Origin of the sequence: Nocardioides luteus (assembly GCF_014648595.1) — a bacterium.
Taxonomy (GTDB): Bacteria; Actinomycetota; Actinomycetes; order Propionibacteriales; family Nocardioidaceae; genus Nocardioides; species Nocardioides luteus.
Map to the genome: position 1 here is coordinate 153,747 of NZ_BMRK01000011.1, position 17,472 is coordinate 171,218.

Annotated in this window: 22 protein-coding genes and 1 tRNA gene; 14 read left to right on the forward strand and 9 right to left on the reverse strand. The window is 68.9% G+C overall.

The genetic code is table 11. The features are described from left to right. From IEY81_RS24240 to IEY81_RS15140, 6 genes are all read right to left on the reverse strand, one after another. On the reverse strand, positions 1–194 hold a 194-nt coding region (locus IEY81_RS24240), incomplete at its 3' end, for a hypothetical protein (RefSeq protein ID WP_229787891.1). Next, complete coding sequence (locus IEY81_RS15120) at positions 184–642, reverse strand: NUDIX hydrolase (RefSeq protein ID WP_189119308.1); 459 nt, start codon at positions 640–642, stop codon at positions 184–186. The genes IEY81_RS24240 and IEY81_RS15120, both read right to left, overlap by 11 nt. A gap of 408 nt (positions 643–1,050) precedes the next feature. Further along, a complete protein-coding gene (locus IEY81_RS15125) occupies positions 1,051–1,368 on the reverse strand; it encodes a hypothetical protein (protein WP_189119309.1) in 318 nt (105 codons plus the stop codon). Beyond that, positions 1,365–2,078, reverse strand: a complete 714-nt coding sequence (locus IEY81_RS15130) for a helix-turn-helix domain-containing protein (RefSeq protein ID WP_189119310.1) — start codon at positions 2,076–2,078, stop codon at positions 1,365–1,367. Before IEY81_RS15130 ends, IEY81_RS15125 begins: the two co-directional genes overlap by 4 nt. Then, complete coding sequence (locus IEY81_RS15135; protein ID WP_189119311.1) at positions 2,075–2,290, reverse strand: helix-turn-helix transcriptional regulator; 216 nt, start codon at positions 2,288–2,290, stop codon at positions 2,075–2,077. The genes IEY81_RS15130 and IEY81_RS15135 overlap by 4 nt, the downstream gene beginning before the upstream one ends. 4 nt (positions 2,291–2,294) lie before the next feature. Beyond that, the gene (locus IEY81_RS15140; protein WP_229787892.1) at positions 2,295–2,522 is read right to left on the reverse strand and encodes a helix-turn-helix domain-containing protein; all 228 of its coding nucleotides are present in this window, start codon (positions 2,520–2,522) and stop codon (positions 2,295–2,297) included. A gap of 81 nt (positions 2,523–2,603) precedes the next feature. Here IEY81_RS15140 and IEY81_RS15145 point away from each other — a divergent pair, with 81 nt between their 5' ends. Both IEY81_RS15145 and IEY81_RS15150 read left to right on the forward strand, forming a co-directional pair. Continuing rightward, positions 2,604–3,182, forward strand: coding sequence for a hypothetical protein (locus IEY81_RS15145; RefSeq protein ID WP_189119312.1), 579 nt, complete (start codon positions 2,604–2,606; stop codon positions 3,180–3,182). Beyond that, positions 3,179–4,345 (forward strand): tyrosine-type recombinase/integrase, encoded by a 1,167-nt coding sequence (locus IEY81_RS15150; protein WP_189119313.1) that lies wholly within the window; start codon positions 3,179–3,181, stop codon positions 4,343–4,345. Before IEY81_RS15145 ends, IEY81_RS15150 begins: the two co-directional genes overlap by 4 nt. A gap of 27 nt (positions 4,346–4,372) precedes the next feature. Here IEY81_RS15150 and IEY81_RS15155 read toward each other — a convergent pair whose 3' ends face one another. Further along, the gene (locus tag IEY81_RS15155) at positions 4,373–4,864 is read right to left on the reverse strand and encodes a YajQ family cyclic di-GMP-binding protein (protein ID WP_189119314.1); all 492 of its coding nucleotides are present in this window, start codon (positions 4,862–4,864) and stop codon (positions 4,373–4,375) included. 137 nt (positions 4,865–5,001) lie between these two features. On the opposite strand from IEY81_RS15155, the gene IEY81_RS15160 reads away from it, so the two are divergent. After that, positions 5,002–5,083, forward strand: a tRNA-Tyr gene (locus IEY81_RS15160). Between the two features lie 150 nt (positions 5,084–5,233). Here IEY81_RS15160 and IEY81_RS15165 read toward each other — a convergent pair. Continuing rightward, positions 5,234–5,992 (reverse strand): AraC family transcriptional regulator, encoded by a 759-nt coding sequence (locus IEY81_RS15165; protein ID WP_189119315.1) that lies wholly within the window; start codon positions 5,990–5,992, stop codon positions 5,234–5,236. A gap of 54 nt (positions 5,993–6,046) precedes the next feature. Here IEY81_RS15165 and IEY81_RS15170 point away from each other — a divergent pair, with 54 nt between their 5' ends. The 3 genes from IEY81_RS15170 to IEY81_RS15180 all read left to right on the forward strand — a co-directional run bounded on the left by IEY81_RS15170 (position 6,047) and on the right by IEY81_RS15180 (position 8,119). Further along, positions 6,047–7,261, forward strand: a complete 1,215-nt coding sequence (locus IEY81_RS15170) for an MFS transporter (RefSeq protein ID WP_189119316.1) — start codon at positions 6,047–6,049, stop codon at positions 7,259–7,261. Further along, positions 7,258–7,665 (forward strand): pyridoxamine 5'-phosphate oxidase family protein, encoded by a 408-nt coding sequence (locus IEY81_RS15175; RefSeq protein ID WP_189119317.1) that lies wholly within the window; start codon positions 7,258–7,260, stop codon positions 7,663–7,665. The genes IEY81_RS15170 and IEY81_RS15175 overlap by 4 nt, the downstream gene beginning before the upstream one ends. Before the next feature lie 79 nt (positions 7,666–7,744). Further along, the gene (locus tag IEY81_RS15180) at positions 7,745–8,119 is read left to right on the forward strand and encodes a VOC family protein (RefSeq protein ID WP_189119318.1); all 375 of its coding nucleotides are present in this window, start codon (positions 7,745–7,747) and stop codon (positions 8,117–8,119) included. 18 nt (positions 8,120–8,137) lie between these two features. Here IEY81_RS15180 and IEY81_RS15185 read toward each other — a convergent pair whose 3' ends face one another. Then, on the reverse strand, positions 8,138–8,905 hold the full coding sequence (locus IEY81_RS15185) for an IclR family transcriptional regulator (RefSeq protein ID WP_229787893.1): 768 nt from the start codon (positions 8,903–8,905) through the stop codon (positions 8,138–8,140). A gap of 174 nt (positions 8,906–9,079) precedes the next feature. On the opposite strand from IEY81_RS15185, the gene aceB reads away from it, so the two are divergent. From aceB to IEY81_RS15225, 8 genes are all read left to right on the forward strand, one after another. Next, positions 9,080–10,669 (forward strand): malate synthase A, encoded by a 1,590-nt coding sequence (aceB, locus tag IEY81_RS15190; RefSeq protein ID WP_189119320.1) that lies wholly within the window; start codon positions 9,080–9,082, stop codon positions 10,667–10,669. Next, entirely contained in the window at positions 10,666–11,919 is a 1,254-nt protein-coding gene (locus IEY81_RS15195; protein ID WP_189119321.1) for a DUF6986 family protein, read from the forward strand. The genes aceB and IEY81_RS15195 overlap by 4 nt, the downstream gene beginning before the upstream one ends. A gap of 9 nt (positions 11,920–11,928) precedes the next feature. Further along, on the forward strand, positions 11,929–12,396 hold the full coding sequence (locus IEY81_RS15200; RefSeq protein WP_189119322.1) for a helix-turn-helix domain-containing protein: 468 nt from the start codon (positions 11,929–11,931) through the stop codon (positions 12,394–12,396). A gap of 102 nt (positions 12,397–12,498) precedes the next feature. Continuing rightward, positions 12,499–13,005 (forward strand): 2-oxo-4-hydroxy-4-carboxy-5-ureidoimidazoline decarboxylase, encoded by a 507-nt coding sequence (uraD, locus tag IEY81_RS15205; protein ID WP_189119323.1) that lies wholly within the window; start codon positions 12,499–12,501, stop codon positions 13,003–13,005. Then, positions 13,002–13,343, forward strand: a complete 342-nt coding sequence (gene uraH, locus IEY81_RS15210; protein ID WP_189119324.1) for a hydroxyisourate hydrolase — start codon at positions 13,002–13,004, stop codon at positions 13,341–13,343. The genes uraD and uraH overlap by 4 nt, the downstream gene beginning before the upstream one ends. Before the next feature lies 1 nt (position 13,344). Next, complete coding sequence (pucL, locus tag IEY81_RS15215) at positions 13,345–14,250, forward strand: factor-independent urate hydroxylase (RefSeq protein ID WP_189119325.1); 906 nt, start codon at positions 13,345–13,347, stop codon at positions 14,248–14,250. Positions 14,251–14,260: 10 nt separating this feature from the next. Further along, positions 14,261–15,673, forward strand: coding sequence for a nucleobase:cation symporter-2 family protein (locus tag IEY81_RS15220; protein WP_189119326.1), 1,413 nt, complete (start codon positions 14,261–14,263; stop codon positions 15,671–15,673). Between the two features lie 481 nt (positions 15,674–16,154). After that, entirely contained in the window at positions 16,155–17,228 is a 1,074-nt protein-coding gene (locus tag IEY81_RS15225) for an HNH endonuclease signature motif containing protein (protein WP_229787894.1), read from the forward strand. The last annotated feature ends 244 nt before the right edge of the window (positions 17,229–17,472 follow it).

A 17,472-nucleotide genomic window follows, 5' to 3' on the forward strand; every position in this document is an offset into this window, starting at 1 on the left:
CTGCCGGGCAGCCGCAGTGCATCGCGCCACTGCCTCTCGACGTCGGCGTGTGCGTCGGGGTCGCCGATGTCGAGCAAGCGTTGGAGCCAGTCGATCAGGCGCTGCTGCTCCCGTGCCCGACCGAACGCCAGGGGTGACGCGCTCTCTGACCTGATCACCGCGGCCTTGAACCGTAGGTACTCGTCACTCGGCATGGTTGCTCAGCCCTTCGATCAGGTCCAGGAGGCCGGCGTGCCATGACGCGGCGAAGCCGGGGTGAAGTGGGTACGTCTCGACGTCGGCGGCGGCGATCCAGCGGAGCGCCGCGGTCTCTCCGCCGTACGAGCGCGGCAGGGGCTCGAGGGTGGGCACGGTCCCGATGACGGTCGTGTAGGTCCAGCCCCCGCAGCTGGTGGCGTGCTCGGTCACCAGATCGACCGCGTCGGGGTTGAGCCCGGTCTCCTCGCGTGCTTCGCGGAGTGCGGCCTCCTCGGCGCTTTCGCCGTACTCGAGGGCGCCGCCGGGGATGGACCAAGTGCCGCCGAGCTGGACGCGCTGCGAGCGGAGCTGGAGGAGCACGTGCCCGCGGGCGACCACGAGCAGACCCGCGGCGCCGCGGTGGCCCCAGTGCTGGTGACCCTTCCTGCAGCGGATCCAGCTCATCGGTCGCTCGCTTCCGCTCGAGCCGCCTCGAGGCGAGCGACGTGGACGGATCGGACGAGCCGGCGGCCTCGAGCGCTGATGCAGTCGCAGCCGGCGCCGGCCGAGCAGGTCGAGCAGCGCACCGATCGGGCAATGTCGACGTCGGTCATGGTCGTGGTGATCACCTGGTCACCTCCTGGGCAGCGGGGCTGGGTCGAGCAAGGTCGGGACGGCCGCCTCCGGTGGAGTGGCTCGATAGTTCAGCGCCTCCCAGCGCCTCCGGAGACGCTGACTCGTCGGTCACTGGCTGATGCCGGCGGGCCGGCGGCGGGTCGTACGGCGCTCGAGGACACCAGCTCAGATGAGGGACCCTGGTCTTGCCGTCGCAGAAAGTCAGCGGCTGATCGCAGTAGCTGCAGCGGTAGGCGCTCATGCGGTCGCCTCCTCGGTCGTGTCGGCTGCGAGGTGGGTTGTCAGGGCCGCGGCTACATCTCCGCGGCTACGGCCGTGCTCGTCGCTCATGTGGTCGAGCACCCAGCGGTAGAGCCGCTCGAACTGCTGGGCCGTACGCGCCTGTGCGGTCTCGGCCTCGGTGGCGCAGGCCAGCTCGGCGCGCAGTTGGGCGATGGTCTGGTTCTGCTCGTTGATCAACGCGTTGGTGGTCTCGGCGAACGTCTGGTGCTGGGCGCGGAGCTGGTCGAGCTCCAGGCGGGTTCGGCGCAGTCGCTCGTCGTGGAGTGTGGTCACGGTTTGGCCTCCAGGAGCAGGGTGTCGATGTGGCGGGGGTGGTTCTGGGGGAGCTCGCACGTCTCACAGGCGACGTCCCAGGGGTCCGGCCGGTAGGCGTGCGGCCTCGTCCCGTCGATCAGCTCGTCAACCTCCCCATCCATCGCGGCCGAGTCGTCGCGCGCGCGTGCTGAGGATGAGGCTGGGAGTGGATGCTGTGCTGGTCCTGGTTGGTCTCGTCCTTGGTCATGATCTGGTGGGCGGTCACCGGTGTCCGGTGTTCCGTACGCTGCGTGTCCGGTGTTCTGCTGTGGGTGTCCGGTGTTCTGACCACCGGTGTCCGGTGTTCCTGGCGTTATCACCGGCCACGGGTGACCGGTGATCGGCTGGTCATCTCCGGTCATCGGTGACCGGTGTTCGAGCCGTTCGGCGACCCGCGACTGGATGTCGGCAGGCACGATGAGTCGGTACTCGTCGGCGGCCTTCGCACGGCCGTATGACGAGCCCTTGAACACCCGCTCGATCAGCCCGAGTTCGCGAAGCTCCGCCAGGTGACGACGAACGCTTCGAGGGCTCATCCCGCAGTCCTCGGCCAGGCGGTCCTCGCCGGGATGAGCGTTGGCGCCATCCCTGTCCGCGTACGTCGCCAACACCAACGCGACCAGCTTGAGCACCGGCGGCCGGAGCGGCAGAGCCCGGATTGCGCGCTCCCAGTCGAAGCGGCCACTCATGCCACTCCGTCGTCGGCGAACCGCTCGTCGATCCAGCGCTCGACGTCGGCGCGGCGGTACATCACCCTCCGCCCGAGGCGAGCCGACTTCGGGCCGGTGCCCTGGGCTCGCCAGTAGCGCAGGGTGTTCTCTTCGATGTTGTAGCGCTCGGCGACCTGCTGGAGCGTGAGCAGCTCGAGCTTCTCGGCGGCCGCCGAGGAGTTGATGACCATTCCCCTACGCCCCTTCCGCGTCGAGCGGTGCGTCGAGCTGCAGCAGCCGGCGGAGGGCCGCAGTCGGCACCAGCAGCCGGCGGCCGATGCGGATGGTCGGGATCTCGCCGCGTTCGGCCGCGGCGTAGGCGGACGCCTTGCTCAGGTGGAGGATGCCGGCCGCCTCGGGCCAGACCGACATCGTGGGCTGCACGTTCGGATCAGGGAGTCCGACAAACTCGGGGGCTGTCATGCCTAGTATCGTGCCGCCATATGCCGTACAGTACCTAGGCATACGGCAGACAGATTGAATGCCTAGAGAGAGGGCGGCCGGATGGCCATTCCAAAGCACAAGCGCGAGTTGAGCGTGAGTAGCAGGCGAGTCCAGTTGGGGTCGGTGATGGTCCCAGAGCGGTTCACTGCCCACCTGTTCGACTTCGACGACAACGCCCCGAACATCGACATCACATGGCAGGTGGTGGCGGGGTCCCCTGTGTGTCGCGAGGTCAGGATCACCGCCGTGGACACCGACCACGAGGTGAAGGTCTCGGGCCTCGCGGGCGTACGCATCGAAGACCTGCTAGAGCAGACCACGAGAGACCTGTTGTGGACCGGGGACTTCGGGGATGGCTCGCAATTGCCGACCGGCGACGCGCAGCGCGCGGCGATTCGAGAGGTCCGCCAGGCGCGGGCGGCCCGCAAGGCGAAGATCACAGACGAGTTGCTGCGCGAGGTCGCCGAGGTCTACCGCGCCAACATCGAGCACGAGCCTACGCAGGCGGTCGGCGAGCACTTCGACAAGCAGCCACGGACGGCGCGGCTGTACGTGCAGCGAGCGCGGGAACGCATTGATCCGCAGACCGGCAAGACGTTCCTGGGCAAGGCCATCCAGGGGAAGGCGGGAGAGCAATGAGCGCGTCCATCGACGACCGCTGGCGCGATCGCAACGGCAAGCCGACCAAGCGCGACGGCGTGGGCAAGCGGTGGATGGCTCGCTACCGGCCGCACACCAACGCGCCGGAGATCACGAAGTCGTTCACCAAGAAGACCGACGCGAAGGACTGGCTCGACCAGCAGACCGCTGCGATCATCACCGGACTCTGGGCCGACCCGAAGGCCGGCAAGGTCACGTTCTCGACCTTCGCCGAGCGCTGGACGGCGCGGCAGATCTGGGCCGACAGCACCCGCGAGGGCAACGAGACGGCTATCGGCTCGGTGACGTTCGCGGACGTGCCGCTCGGCGAGCTGCGCAAGTCGCACCTCGAGCAGTGGGTGAAGTCGATGCACACGCGCGGCCTGGCGCCGTCGACCATCGGCGTCAGGTACAGCGTCGTGCGGTCGGTGCTCAAGGGCGCCGTCTCCGACAAGGTCATCTCCTCGGACCCGTCAGACGGCGTACGCCTCCCCAGGGAGCGCCGAGCAGCGGCGGCCATGACCATCCCGACGCCCGAGCAGGTCGCGGCTGCGCTGAACGACGCCGCGGAGCATGACCCGGAGTTCTACGCGTTCATCGCGACGGCCGCGCTCGTCGGCCCGCGGCTCGGCGAGGTCGCCGGCCTGCAGGTCCCCGACATCGACTTCCTCCGGCGCAAGGTCAGGGTCGAGCGGCAGATCCAGGGAACGTCCCGCGGCAACACGAGAGTCGTACCGCCGAAGCACGGGTCCGAACGCTGGCTCAACGCGCCGGAGGAGCTGATGACGATCCTCGCCGTGCACATCGAGAAGCACGGCCTCACCGAGGACCCGACCCACCCGGGCGAGGAGTGGATCTTCGGGACCGGTGGCTACGTCTACCAGCGCAACAGCGCCGGCCACTCCTGGCGGCGCGTGCGAGAGCGCGTGGGGCTCGAGGCCTTCACCATCCACGACCTGAGGCACTTCTACGCCTCGGGCCTGATCGCGGACGGCTGCGACGTCGTGACCGTCCAGGAGGCGATGGGGCACTCCAAGCCGTCCATCACTCTGAACACCTACTCACACCTGTGGCCGAGCGCGGAAGACAAGACGCGCGCGGCCGCCTCCAAGCTCGCCCGGTCCGTTCTTGCGGACCAGGCGCGGACCAGGTCCAGCGGATAGGCCGCTGACCTGGCCCAACACCGCGGGTCACCGGTAGTTGATGAACTGCACCGCGAAGTCGTAGTCCTGCGCCTTGACCAGCGAGATCACGGTCTGCAGGTCGTCGCGCTTCTTGGAGGAGACGCGGAGCTCGTCGCCCTGGATCTGCGCCTTGACGCCCTTCGGCCCCTCGTCGCGGATCAGCTTCGAGATCTTCTTGGCGTCCTCGGAGGAGATGCCCTCCTTGAGGGTGATCGAGATCTTCGACTGCTGCCCCGACTGGCGCGGCTCGCTCGCGTCGAGGATCTTCAGCGACTGCTTGCGCTTGATCAGCTTGTCCTGGAAGACCGAGAGCACCGCGCTGGCGCGGTCGTCGGCGGAGGCCGAGATCTCGATCCCGTGCTCACCGCTCCATTCGATCGTCGCGTTGGTCCCCTTGAAATCGAACCGCGTGGCAACCTCGCGCGCCGTCTGGCTCAGCGCGTTGTCGACCTCCTGGCGGTCGATCTTGCTCACGATGTCGAACGACGAGTCAGCCATGACTCTCTCCTCTAGCTTCTGACCAGGTCTGTGGTTGCCTTCACCCTAGGACCTCGTCCCGTTTTCGTACGCCGCCAGCCCCTGCGCTATTGTTTCCGTTGTCGCGGGCCCCATCTTTGGAGTACGCGCACAACCCAGGCAGGTTGCCCGAGCGGCCAATGGGAGCGGACTGTAAATCCGTCGGCTTTGCCTTCGAAGGTTCGAATCCTTCACCTGCCACGCCAGGGAGAACGCCCCGGTGACCAGCGCAAACACTGGTCGCCGGGGCGTTTCGCATGTCTGGGATCCGTTCAGTGTCGACCGCTGTCTGCCTGGGGGCTGGGTCGACGTACGGTCGTGCAGGCCGAATCAGGCGAGGCCGACCACAGGTCAGCCTGCTCGTCGACCGCGTGATTCGTGAGACCCAGGAGTCTGCCCGAAGGTGCGCTTGAAGACGTCGATGAAGGCGCTGGTCGAGGACCATCCGCAGCGGTGGGCGACGGTGGTGACGGGGGTGTTCTCGGCGAGCAGGATCAGGGCTCGGTGAAGGCGCAGCTGGGTACGCCATTGCGGGAAGGTCATGCCGAGGTCGCTGCGGAAGAGGCGGGAGAGGGTGCGGGCGCTGGCGCCGACCTCGCGGCCGAGGTCCTCGAGCGTGCGTTGATCGCTGGGGTCGTCCTGCAGGATGCGGCAGAGGTCGAGGAGCACGGTGTTGCTGGGCGTCGGCAGGTGGAGCGGCTGCTGCGGGGAGATACGCAGCTGGTCGAGAAGGACCGCGCGGAGCCGAGCCCGCTCGGGAGTGGCGGCTGGGTCACCGCTGGTATAGGCCACGATCAGCTCGCGCAGCAACGGGCTGACCGCGAGGACGGTCGGGTCGGCCAGAGCGAGCGGGTTCTCGGAGGCCGGCAGGCCCAGCAGATGGAGGTCGACGTCGCCGTGAGCTCGGTGGGCGTGCACCGTACCGGCGGGGACGAAGATCGCGCGGTTCCCCGGCGCGACCCAGGAGCCCTTGTGCGTGGTCACGGACAGAACGCCCCGCCCTGCGTAGACGATCTGGTGGTCGTCGTGGCGATGCGCGTCGATCACGCCGCCGGCGGCCACCAGCTGCGTACGCGTCGGAGCGCTCGGCTGGTGGCGGATATTCGTCATCGATTGACAGATTAACGGAAGCAGGACAAGGAATCTGCCGGCCAGGATCGATGGGTGCAGAGAAACCGTGCCATCTGGCTGCTTGCAGTCGGCCATGCCTGCGTCGACGTGTACCAGGGCGCGGTCGCCGCGCTGGTTCCGTTCTTCATCGCCGAGCGGGACTACACGTACGCGGCGGCGTCGGGCATCGTGCTGGCCGCTTCGCTGCTCTCCTCGGTCACCCAGCCCGTCTTCGGGGTGCTCACCGACAGACGGGCGACGCGGTGGGTCGTACCGTTCAGCACCCTCGCCGGAGGCGTCGGGATCGCGATGAGCGGCCTGGGCGGTTCCTACGCGCTCACCCTGACGTTCGCCGCCGTCTCCGGCATCGGCGTCGCCGCCTATCACCCCGAGGCGGCCCGCCTGGCCCGTGTCACCAGCGCGGGCAGCCACCGGGCGATGGCGATCTTCTCCACCGGCGGCAACGTCGGATTCGCGCTGGCGCCGCTCCTGGTCGCCGCCAGCGTCGCCACCGGCGGGCTACGCCTGACCCCTGTCCTGGTGGTTCCGGCGTTGATCGGCGTCACCGTCACCCTTCCGGTGCTGACCACGCTTGTGCGGCGCCGAACCACTGGCCCGACGGCCCACCACGACCCGCGCGCCGACGACGTGGCGGCCTTCGTCAGGCTCTCGTTCGCGGTGGTCTTCCGGTCCGTCGCCTTCGTCGGGCTCGGCACGTTCATCGCGCTCTACGCCCAGCAGCGCCTGGGCGGCAGCACGGCCGCCGGCACCGCCGCGCTGTTCGTCCTGTACGCGGGCGGCATCGTAGGCTCCCTGCTCGGCGGCTCGCTGGCGCACCGGTGGGACCGGGTCACGGTGTCCCGGTGGTCCTATGTCCTCACCGCCGCCGCCATCACCGGAGTGGTCTGGGCCCCCGGGCCTCCGATGTATCTGTTGGTCGCGCTGAGCTCGGTCGGCCTGTACGTCCCGTTCTCCCTTCAGGTCACCCTCGGCCAGGACTACCTGCCCGCCAGGGTCGGCACCGCCAGCGGCATCACCCTCGGGCTCACGGTCAGCATCGGAGGTCTCGCCAGCCCGGTCATCGGCGCCGTCGTCGATGCCACCTCGCTGCAGACCGCGCTGACGCCGCTCATCGCGATGCCGCTGCTCAGCTGGGTGCTCTATCGAACCCTGAACGATCCTCGGGCAGCGCGAGGCCCGGCGGATGGGTTTCCGGACGCCGGGGTGTTATCACTGAGCCACGCCCGGGACCTGAAGGAGCACCCATGACCGACGACGCACCCGCCCCTGACGGCGACGAGTTCTGGCGCGAGCGCCGGCTCTGCTTCCTGACCACCAGCCGCCCGGACGGCAGTCCGCACCTGGTGCCGGTGGGCGTGACGTACGACCCGGAGGCGCGGGTCGCGCGGGTGATCGCGAGCGGCACGAGCAAGAAGGTGCGCAACGTGCGCGCGGCGGAGCCTGATGCCCGGGTGGCGGTGAGCCAGGTCGAGGGGAGGCGGTGGTGCACGCTCGAGGGGACTGCGGTGGTCAAGGACGATGCGGAGTCGGTCGCTGAGGCGGAGCGAAGGTATGCCGAGCGGTATCGCGCACCTCGGCCCAACCCGGAGCGCGTCGTCATCGAGATCACCGTGACCAGGGTGCTGGGCAACGTACGTCCTTCAGGCTGGTGACCCCCGGCTGACGCCGAATTCGGTCGGCAAGATCGCCTCGGCGACCTAGAGTCGACGAGAAGCGAGACAGGAGAATCCGATGAGCGTCGAGCTGAACCACACGATCGTGCACGCCTCGGACCGCGAGGCGACGGCGACCCATCTGACCGAGATCCTCGGGCTCCCGGAGGCGCAGGTCTACGGCCCGTTCCGGGTCGTCGAGCTCTCCAACCAGGTCAGCCTCGACGTCGTCGAGGACCACGACTTCCGGCCGCAGCACTACGCGTTCAAGGTGACCGAGGACGAGTTCGACGAGATCTTCGGGCGGATCGTCGAGCGGGGCATCACCTACTGGGCCGATCCGTTCCACCGTGAAGAGGGCCGGATCAACCACAACGACGGCGGCCGCGGGGTCTACTGGGAGAGCCCGGACGGGCACAACCTGGAGATCATCACGGTGCCCTACGGCGGCTGAGCGCCTGCCGAAGGGCGGTCAGGCCAGGTCGGCGGCGAGCTGCTTGCCGGCCTCGGTGAGCAGGGGCACGGCGCGCTCGATGAGGTCGTCGCTCATCCGTCCGGTCGGACCGCTGATCGACATCGCCAGGCGGGGCGCGTAGTCGGGGACGGCGACGGCGACGCAGCGTACGCCCGCCTCCTGCTCGCCTTCGTCGGTGGCGTAGCGGCGCTCGCGGACCTCCTCGAGCTGGCCGAGGTACTCGTCGCGTGAGGTGATGGTGGTCGAGGTGTAGGGGACCATGTCGGTGCGGCGGAGGATGTCGCGCACCAGGTCGGGGGCCATGTCGGCGAGGATCGCCTTGCCGACGGCGGTGCAGTGCGGAGAGACCCGGCGGCCGACCTCGGTGAACATGCGCATCGACTGTCGCGACTCGGTGTGGGCGACGTAGACGATCTGGTCGCCGTCGAGCATGGCCAGGTTGGCCGACTCGCCGACCTCGTCGACGAGGCGCGAGAGGTGGGGGCGGGCCCAGGTGCTGAGCATCTTCGAGGAGCTCTCGCCGAGCCGGATGAGCTTGGGGCCGAGGACGTACTGCCGGTTGGCCTCCTGGCGGAGGTATCCCAGGTCGACGAGGGTGCGCACCAGCCGGTGGATGGTCGGCAGCGGCAGGCCAGAGGCGGCGGCGAGCTGCGAGAGCCCCATCGTGCCGCCGGCGTCGGCCATCGTCTCGAGCAGCGCGAAGGCCCGCTCGATCGACTGCACGGCCCCGGCGCGTGGCTTCGGCGCCTTCGCGTTCTCGCTCACCTGAACTCCCGATCTCATGGGTACCGCATAGGTACGTTCTTCCGGATGACGGAAGTCTAGCGCCGCCGGAGCGAAATTCCGCTGGTTGCGCCCCTGGTGGGCGCGGATTAATATCCGCAATGCGGAAAGAAGAATCCATTCAAAGGAAACCTGTGCCCTGGGAGGGTGGAGCTCGTGAACATTCAGATCACCGGTGACGAGGTCGAGCGAGGAGACGAGATCCTCACCCCGGAGGCTCTCGAGTTCGTCGCCGAGCTGCAGCGACGCTTCGGCGACCGCCGCGACGAGCTGATGGCCGCCCGCAAGGCCCGCCGTGAGGAGGTCGCGCGCACGGGACGCCTCGACTTCCTGCCGGAGACGGCCGACGTACGCGCCGGCGACTGGACCGTCGCCCCCGCCCCCGAGGACCTCCAGGACCGCCGGGTCGAGATCACCGGCCCGACCGAGCGGAAGATGACGATCAACGCGCTCAACTCGGGTGCACGGGTCTGGCTGGCCGACATGGAGGACGCCAGCACGCCCCACTGGAGCAACGTCGTCGGCGGCCAGGTGAACCTCTACGACGCGGTGCGCCGCCACATCTCGGCGATGTCGCCGCAGGGCAAGCTCTACGAGCTCAAGACCGACCAGCGGCTGGCCACGATCGTGATGCGCCCGCGCGGCTGGCACTTCGACGACCAGCACATCGTGGTCGACGGCAAGCCGGTCGTCGGCGCCCTGGTCGACTTCGGCCTCTACTTCTTCCACAACGCCCGCGAGCTGGTGGAGCGGGGGAGCGGCCCGTACTTCTACCTCCCGAAGATGGAGAGCCACCTCGAGGCGCGGCTGTGGAACGACGTCTTCACCTTCGCCCAGGCCGAGCTCGGGATCCCGCACGGCACCGTGCGCGCGACCGTGCTCATCGAGACCATCCCGGCCGCGTTCGAGATGGACGAGATCCTCTACGAGCTGCGCGACCACGCCTCCGGGCTCAACGCCGGCCGCTGGGACTACCTGTTCAGCATCATCAAGTACTTCCGCGACGCCGGCCCGTCCTTCGTGCTGCCCGACCGCGCCACGGTCGGGATGACGTCGCCGTTCATGCGTGCGTACGCCCAGCTGCTGGTCAAGACCTGCCACCGCCGCAACGCGCACGCGATCGGCGGCATGGCCGCCTTCATCCCGAGCCGGCGTGACGTCGACGTCAACACGGTCGCGTTCGCGAAGGTGCGCGAGGACAAGGAGCGCGAGGCCGGTGACGGCTTCGACGGCTCCTGGGTGGCCCACCCCGACCTGGTGCCGATCTGCCGGGAGATCTTCGACGGCGTGCTCGGTGACCGGCCCCACCAGGTCGACCGTCAGCGTGACGACGTCGAGGTGACCGCCGAGGACCTGCTCGACGTCTCCTCCGCGGACGGCTCGATCACCCTCGACGGGCTGCGCGACAACGTCGAGGTCTCGCTGGTCTACCTCGACGCCTGGCTGCGTGGTGCCGGTGCGGTCGCGATCCACAACCTGATGGAGGACGCGGCGACGGTCGAGATCTCGCGCTCGCAGATCTGGCAGTGGGTGCACAACTCCTCGAAGCTCGATGACGGCACCGTCGTGACTGCCGAGCTGGTACGCCGCGTGCTGGACGAGGAGATGGCCAAGCTGCTCGCCGCGGCCGACGGGATCGAGCACCAGCTCGAGCAGGCGCGCACCATCTTCGAGGAGGTCGCGCTCGCCGACGACTACATCGACTTCCTGACCCTGCCGGCCTACGAGCAGGTGGTCGGCCTGTGAGCGGTTTCGAGGAGCTCGCCGCCCGGCTCGACCGGGCGCTCGCCGGTGCCGACGCTGCGCTGGCCGCGAGCTATCCGGGGGACCGTGGCGTACGCCAGCCGGTGCACACGGTCTACGTCCCGGGCGACCGCTACTCCGACAAGACGGTTGTGCAGTGGTCGACCGACTCGGGCCAGGCGCTCGCCGAGCATGCGGCGGCGCCGGCCGAGGTCGCTGCGATCTTCGGGCTGGGGGACGACCTGGCCGACGCCGTCTACGACCGGGTGCGGGCCAAGCTGGCCGCCGAGCCGATCGAGGACCTGCGGATCGACTTCGAGGACGGCTACGGGAACCGGCCCGACGAGGACGAGGACGCCGCGGTGATCGCGGCAGCCCGGGCGCTCGCCGCCACCGTGCGGGACGGTTCGGCGCCGCCGTTCCACGGCATCCGGATCAAGTCGTTCGAGGCTCCGACGCGACGGCGCGGGCTGCGTACGCTCGATCTCTTCCTGGGCGAGCTCGCCCGTGCGGGCGGTCTCGGTGACGGGCTCGTGCTCACGCTGCCGAAGGTGACCTCGGTCGAGCAGGTCACCGCGATGGTCACCGCGCTGGACGCGCTCGAGCCTGTTCATGGCATCGAGGCCGGGAGCCTGCGGTTCGAGATCCAGGTCGAGACGCCGCAGGCGATCCTCGGCTCCGACGGCACCGCGCTGGTCGCCCGGATGATCGCCGCCGGAGCCGGCCGGGTGACCGGCCTCCACTACGGCACCTACGACTACTCCGCCTCGCTCGGCGTCGCGGCTGCCTTCCAGAGCATGGAGCATCCGGTCGCCGACCATGCCAAGGACGTGATGCAGGTGGCGGCGGCCGGCACCGGCGTCTTCGTCTCCGACGGCTCGACCAACGTGCTCCCGGTGGGGGGTCCCGAGGCCGTACGCGACGCCTGGCGGCTCCACTCCCGGCTGGTCAGCCGCTCGCTGGCGCGCGGGATCTACCAGGGCTGGGACCTGCACCCGGCCCAGCTGCCCAGCCGCTACGTCGCGACCTACGCGTTCTTCCGCGACGGGCTCGACGTCGCGGCTGCCCGACTGAAGGCGTACGTCCACGGCGGCGACTCCAGCTATCTCGACGAGCCCGCGACGGCCGCCGCGCTGGCCGCGTTCGTGGTGCGCGGGGTGGAGTGCGGCGCGGTCGCCGCCGACGAGGTCGAGCGGCTGGCCGGCATCGACCGGGCAAAGCTCGACGAGCTGGCACGGCGGCCGGCTGGGTAGCCTGCCGGCATGCGCGTCGAAGCCGAGTTCACCACCGAGCCCTTCCGCGGCGAGGGCGAGCCGCCCGAGCACGCGACCGCCGCACTCGAGGCCGCCCGGGAGGCCGGCCTCGAGTGCGACTTCGGACCGCTCGGCACGTCCGTGCGCGGCGAGCGGGACGCCGTCCTGGCGACCCTCGCCGAGGTGGTGGCCGCCGGGCTCGACCACGGCGCCGACCAGATCACGTTCCAGGTGCGGGTCGAGGGACACGAGGCTCCGCGGCGTACGGCCAACGGGTTGGAGGGGCTGCTGGCCGAGGTCGCCGACGAGCTCGGCGGCGATCTGAAGGACCTGGACCGCAAGGGGAAGCAGCGGGCGGTGCGGCTGCTCGAGGAGCGCGGCGCCTTCGACTATCGCAAGAGCGCCGAGATCGTGGCCGGGGCGCTCGGGGTCACCCGCTTCACCGTCTACAACTACCTGAATCGCGAGCGCGACTAGGGCGCTCGCTGTTTTTCAACAAACTGTTGACTGTGACGTGAGACACATGCCACTCTGTTGCTGTACGGAATTCAGTTTCCGCATAGCGAGAGAGAATGGTTCATGGATCTCCAGACCTTCAACACCTCACCGGCCGATGTCGTACGGCCCGCGCTGCTGGCCTGCTGCGCCGCGCCGCGCTGGGTCGACGCCGTCCTGGCCGGGCGTCCCTACGGCACCGAGGCCGATCTGGTCCGTGCCGCCGACGAGGCGGCCCGCGATTTCACCGCCGCCGACGTCGAGCAGGCGCTGACCGCCCACCCGCGGATCGGGGTGCGGGCCGAGGGTGAGCACGCCGAGGCCGCCTGGTCGCGGCGCGAGCAGGCCGCGGTCGACACCGACCAGGCCACCGCCCAGGCGCTCGCGGAGGGCAACCGGGCCTATGAGGAGCGCTTCGGGCGGGTCTTCCTGATCCGCGCCTCGGGGCTCTCGGCCGACCAGGTGCTCGCCTCGCTGCGGTCGCGGCTCGGCAACGACGTCGAGACCGAGGCGGCCGTCGTCGCCGACGAGCTGCGCCGGATCGCGCTGCTCCGCCTCGAGCGGGTCCTGTCTGCCGAGGTGTCGGCATGACGAGCGCCATCACCACCCATGTGCTCGACACCGCGCTCGGCCGCCCGGCCGCCGGTGTCCCCGTCCGGCTGAGCCGGATCGATGCTGATTCTCATCAGCCCACTGTTCTGGCCGACGCCGTCACCGACGACGACGGCCGGGTGACCGACCTGGGGCCCGATCAGGCCCCGGCCGGCACCTACCAGCTCCGATTCGACACCGCCGCCTACTGCGCGGCGAGCGGTCAGGAGTGCTTCTACCCCGAGGTATCCGTCACCTTCGCGGTCACCGATCGGCGGCACCACCACGTGCCTCTTCTGCTGAGCCCGTTCGCCTACTCCACCTACCGAGGGAGCTGACATGCCCATCCACCTTGGACCGAATCAGTACGGCAAGGCCGAGAACCGCGTCGTACGCATCTACCGCGACACCCCGCGTCACCAGATCCGTGACCTCAACGTCTCCACCGCGCTGCGCGGCCGTTTCGACGACGCGCACATCAGCGGCGACCAGAAGGACGTCCTGCCGACCGACACCCAGAAGAACACCGTCTTCGCCTACGCGAAGAAGATCGGGGTCGCCTCGATCGAGGAGTTCGCGCTCGCGCTCGCCGACCGCTATCTCGAGGCCTGCCCGGCCGCCGAGGGCGCGCGGGTCGAGGTCGACGAGTACGCCTGGGACCGCATCGAGGTCGACGGCGCCGGTCACGACCACTCCTTCGTCCGGTCGGGTGGCGGCGTACGGACGACTGTGGTGAACGTCGACGGCCGTGGGGCCGACCGGGTGGCGCACGTCGTCTCGGGGATCAAGGACCTGGTCGTGCTCAAGTCGACCGGCTCGGAGTTCCACGGCTTCCTCAAGGACGAGTACACGACCCTGCAGGAGACCACCGACCGGATCCTGGCGACCTCGCTCGTCGCCCGCTGGCGCTACTCCGGCACGGACGTCGACTGGGACAAGTCGTACGACTCCATCCGCGCGCTGCTGCTGCAGCGGTTCGCGGAGATCCACAGCCTCGCGCTGCAGCAGACGCTCAACGGGATGGGTACGTCGGTGCTCGAGCAGCACGCCGACGTCGCCGAGATCAAGTTCTCCGCGCCCAACAAGCACCACTTCCTCTCCGACCTCTCGCCGTTCGGCCTCGACAATCCCGGTGAGGTCTTCTTCGCCGCGGACCGGCCCTACGGTCTGATCGAAGCCTCGGTCGTACGCGACGAGGCCCCTGACGCCGGGAACGCCTGGCACGCCATCCCCGGATTCTGCTGAGGGCCGGGCCATGCTCGGTCGTAGGAGGCAGGCAACCGCATCGCTCCCGGCCCGCCCGGAGGACGAGAAGCACCCGCCGGGCCAGCTCCTCGCGTACGGCACCCAGCACATCCTGACGATGTACGGCGGCGTCATCGCGCCGCCGCTCATCGTCGGGGGTGCGGCGGGGCTCTCGGCGACGGACCTGGCGCTGCTGGTGACTGCGGGACTCTTCGTGTCGGGGCTGGCGACGCTGTTGCAGACGCTCGGCCTCGGCCCCTTCGGCAGCCGGCTGCCCATCGTGCAGGGCATCTCGTTCGCCAGCGTCTCGACGATGGTGACGATCGCCAGCGAGGACGGGTTGCGGCCGGTCTTCGGCGCGATCATCGTCGCGGGTGTGATCGGGCTGGTGCTGTCGTCGTTCTTCGCGCAGCTGGTCAGGCTGTTCCCGGCGGTGGTCACCGGCACGATCATCACGGTCATCGGCCTCTCGCTGATGCCGGTGGCGTTCCGCTGGGCGATGGGCAACGACGCTGCGGCTCCGGACTACGGATCGATGACCAACATCGCGTACGCCGGGCTGACGCTGCTCATCATCCTGGTGATCAGCCGGGTGTTCCAGGGCGCGATCTCGCGGCTCTCGATCCTCATCGGGCTCGTCGTCGGGACGGTGATCGCGGTGTTCGCCGGTCAGGCCGACTTCTCCTCGGTGGGCAAGGCCGACCTCGTCGCGGTGCCGCCGGTGCTCCACTTCGGCACCCCGACCTTCCAGGTCGGTGCGATCATCTCGATGACGATCGTGGTGCTGGTGATCATGACCGAGACGACCGCCGACATCCTGGCGATCGGCGAGATCGTGGAGACCGACGTCGACGCCCGAAGGGTTGCCGGTGGTCTGCGTGCAGACATGGCCGCGACGACGGTAGCGCCGCTGTTCGGGACGTTCCCGTGCAGCGCCTTCGCGCAGAACGTCGGTCTGGTGGCCCTGACCGGGATCCGGAGCCGGTACGTCGTGGCGACCGGCGGCCTCGTACTCCTGCTGCTCGGGCTGTTGCCGGTGGTCGGCGCGGTGGTCGCTGCCATCCCCTATCCCGTGCTGGGTGGCGCCGGCATCGTCCTCTTCGGCTCCGTTGCCGCCTCCGGCATCCGCACGCTCTCCCGCGTCGACTACGAGGACAACCTCAACATGGTCATCGTCTCCGTAGCCATCGCCGTAGGCATCCTCCCCATAGCCGCCCCGACCTTCTGGGACGCCTTCCCGGAGTGGCTCGGCGTCATCATGCACTCGGGCATCAGCGCCACCGCTCTCGTCGCCGTCCTCCTCAACCTGCTCTTCAACGAGATCACCCTCGGCAACCGCTCCGGTGCCTCTGTCTTCGCTGCGTCCGAGGATCGGCGAGACCGCTTCGGCGACCGCATCGACGACGACATCGAGCGCTCCTGAGGGGTTCGTGGTCGAGCCTGTCGAGACCGGAGTTTCTGGGTGGTCGAGCTTGTCGAGACCACCTCACCCGTAACGCCAGCCCCTGCCGGTGTTCACTGGAGGTCGAGCCTGTCGAGACCACCCGACCCGCAACGCCAGCCCCTGGTGGTGACCACCGGAGGTCGAGCTTGTCGAGACCACCCCACCCGCAACGCCAGCCCCTGGTGGTGACCACCGGAGGTCGAGCTTGTCGAGACCACCCCACCCGCAACGCCAGCCCCTGGTGGTGACCACCGGAGGTCGAGCTTGTCGAGACCCCCCTGCCGGAAACGATCACCGAAGCCGACCGTGGCCCGCCGACCCTTTCCTGAGGGTCTTCTCGATCCGTCCCGGAGTCAAGGACGGCCTACGGCCGCCGGCTTCGCCGGCCGCTTCGCGGTCCTGGACACCGAGACAGGTCGAGAAAAGATCTGGCTGGCTATCGGGGCGGCGGCCCGAGTGTGTGCTCGCTGCCTCTGGTGATATCGCCGAAGAGACCGGCGCGAAAGACGTTTCCGGATGGATGCGCACCGAGCTCTTGGTCGACAAGGGCGTCGCCCGCTCGCAGGTGAACCTCGCTGCAAGCCTGACCAAGTACGAGCTGGTCGCCGGAGGTCTCGCAGACGGTGTGTTGTCCCAAGACAAGGCCCGGGTGATCACCAAAGCCCTCGACAAGATCGAGACCGACCCGGCCGCCAGCACCGAAGACCTCCTCCTGGCCGAGAAGCTGTTGGTCGAGCACGCCACCTGGTTCACCGCCAAAGAACTCGAGAACGCCGGCAAACGAATCTTGATGCAGGTCGACCCCGACCGGTTCGAGGCCGCTGAAGCCAAAGCTCTGCAGCGGGAAGAAGAGCACGCCCAACGGCGCACCTTCTTCCAGTCCCGCGACAACGGCGACGGCACGGTGGAGATCCAGGCTCGGGTCTCTCGTGCGGTCGGTCTGCGGCTGCGCACCATGCTCGACTCGCTCGCCCAGCCACGGAAGTGGTCGGCCGAGGAGAAGGGCCGCAAAGCACCCTATGACCGGTTGCTCGGCCAGGCGTTCGCGCGGGTGATTGAGACCTATGACGTGGAGAACCTGCCTCGTCATGGTGGGCACGCGACCACGGTGTTCGTGACGATGAGTCTCGAGGAGCTCCGCAAGGACCTCGCGACCGCTTCGCTCAGGTTCGACGGTGAGAAGATCACCGCTGCTGAGGCCCGCAGGATGGCGTGCAACGCCGACCTCGTCCCGGTGGTCCTTGGCACCGATTCCGAGGTCCTCGATCTTGGCCGCACCGCCCGGCTGGCGCATCCGATCCAACACCGCGCACTCCGCCTACGAGATAAGTGCTGTCGAGCAGAGGACTGCGATGCACCGGCAGCCTGGACCGAGGCACATCATCTGAAACCGTGGGGCGAGGGTGGAAAGACAGATCTCGCGAACATGGTGCTGTTGTGTCCGCGTGATCATCATCGGATCCACGATCCGAAGTACACCTATGACCGGCTGCCTGACGGGCGGATCCGGTTCAGTCGCCGCACGGATATCTGACCCACGCCCTGGCGACCTCGGTGACTTCGGTGGTCGAGCTTGTCGAGACCCCTCTTCGAGCAACGCCCGCCCCGATCTGTTGCGCGCCTCAGGGAGGCCGATGTTCCGCAGGGGGTGGTCTCGACAAGCTCGACCAGCGGGGGCGAGGGGTCAGTGCCCTGGCTGGACGCTGGCTCTTTCGAAGCCTCATGAGCTCGCGCCACACCCCTCGCCGCCGCCCCGATATAGGCGGAATCTTTTTCTC